At 38.7% G+C, this 1,842-nt stretch carries 3 tRNA genes; 2 read left to right on the forward strand and 1 reads right to left on the reverse strand.

What is annotated here, in order from left to right:
* Window positions 1–221 precede the first annotated feature (221 nt).
* A tRNA-Val gene (locus AAEY62_RS19945) sits at window positions 222–297 on the reverse strand.
* A gap of 1,157 nt (window positions 298–1,454) precedes the next feature.
* On the opposite strand from AAEY62_RS19945, the gene AAEY62_RS19950 reads away from it, so the two are divergent.
* Both AAEY62_RS19950 and AAEY62_RS19955 read left to right on the forward strand, forming a co-directional pair.
* Window positions 1,455–1,530: transfer RNA gene (locus AAEY62_RS19950), tRNA-Ala, on the forward strand.
* Between the two features lie 37 nt (window positions 1,531–1,567).
* A tRNA-Glu gene (locus tag AAEY62_RS19955) sits at window positions 1,568–1,643 on the forward strand.
* Window positions 1,644–1,842: the final 199 nt, after the last annotated feature.

The following is a 1,842-nucleotide window of genomic DNA, read 5'->3' on the forward strand; positions in this document are numbered from 1 at the left end:
GATACTGGACTTGAACCAGTGACCCTCGCCTTGTAAGGGCGATGCTCTCCCAACTGAGCTAATCACCCACATATAATTTAAAACGCTACTATTTAAATAAATAGTACTGGACTTTAACCAGTGAACTTCATTGTTGTTTGTAAGTAGCGATGATGCTCTCTTTTTTCTAACTGAGCTAACGACCCATATAGAATTTAGATGTGAACACTTTAATTAAAAAGTGGTGGGTGATACTGGACTTGAACCAGTGACCCTCGCCTTGTAAGGGCGATGCTCTCCCAACTGAGCTAATCACCCACATCTAAACAACATTGCATTGCTGCGTTGTTGTGGGGCGCTATTATAGATAGAGTTGAAAATGTGTCAACACTTGAATGATAAAAATGTGCTGAATGAAGGTTTTATAAACAATAGGATATGGTTGAAGTCTATTTTATCATCAAATTTGATATTGCAGTTCAATTAAGCTCCTAAAAGTGAGTAGGAAATTGTATTTTATTAATCTTAAATTTAGCTTCACGATACTTATTGTTTTTTTTACTGGAGTCGTTTTTATGATTATGAGCAAGATGGATTAATATTAGGGCGAGTTATTTAGTGAATAGAGCGGTCCTTTAAAAATGAATTTAATCTAAACTTCCCAAAACAAATGCTATTTTCAGCATTCTAAACTCTATTTTTGTACTTACTTTATTTTTATAAGCGAACCTAGCCAAATCGTAAATACTCATACTTCACTAATAGCCTTCGGATTAAGACTAATAGATCACATATAACTAGTGCGTGTTGACCTTTGTGGATTGAACCCAAAGGGCAGCGCATGTTTGGACTTTATGCGGCGTTATCGCCTATTCATGGGTAATAACCACACTACATAGGCTCTGCCTTGCCTAAAAACCAAACATACTGCTGCAAATTCACCCACCAAAGATCAACACGCCCTGAAGTTTTGTACATAGCATTACGAAGCTACAATGCTCTTTAAAAAATGTTCTTCAAACAATAATCGAGTTTTTTAGTACGAGTTACGCTGGTTATTAAGCAAGTAAAGGCAGTGGGCACTCTCAAATCCACATTTAAGTTTTGGTTATTATAAGCAATTGTAACTTTTAAAAGATTAAGGCGATTGGCGGGGCCTTAATTGGTAGTTTTTAGATAAGTTCAATTTGCATATAAATGTATACCTTTGCTTTGATGCAATTTTGTTGCATTAAATAGGGGAGTAGGGTGTTGTTAAGTATTCGCTGCGATATAGTGATGTTATTATAAGCAGTAGGGCTAGAATCTTATTCAAATTGTATTTTTTAGCACGCTTGATAGCCAGTTTGTTGAAAATTAAACCATTTAAATAAAGCTAGGTAAAAAACTGTTGACTTTATTTTGGGTGGTGCATAGAATGCGCCCCGCACTAAGCGATACACGATGTGTTTATCACGACGGGTATTGATTAAGTTGGGGCCATAGCTCAGCTGGGAGAGCGCTTCGCTGGCAGTGAAGAGGTCTGCGGTTCGATCCCGCATGGCTCCACCAAAAATTAGTGTTTTGTCCTAGGGTAGCAGTTTTCTGTGTCCCCATCGTCTAGAGGCCTAGGACACCGCCCTTTCACGGCGGTAACAGGGGTTCGAATCCCCTTGGGGACGCCACTTAACTTTTATTAGTTAAAGGCGGTTTTACCGAGAAAATAGCGTCACAATTAAAGCTCGAGTCTTTACTTGTATTAAACGCAATTACCTTAAAGCTCATGATGTGAGTTAAACTTATCAACTGTCCTAGTGACACATTTATGTGTCCCCATCGTCTAGAGGCCTAGGACACCGCCCTTTCACGGCGGTAACAGGGGTT

Origin of the sequence: Pseudoalteromonas sp. GW168-MNA-CIBAN-0100 (genome assembly GCF_040309225.1) — a bacterium.
Classification (GTDB): domain Bacteria; phylum Pseudomonadota; class Gammaproteobacteria; order Enterobacterales; family Alteromonadaceae; genus Pseudoalteromonas; species Pseudoalteromonas arctica.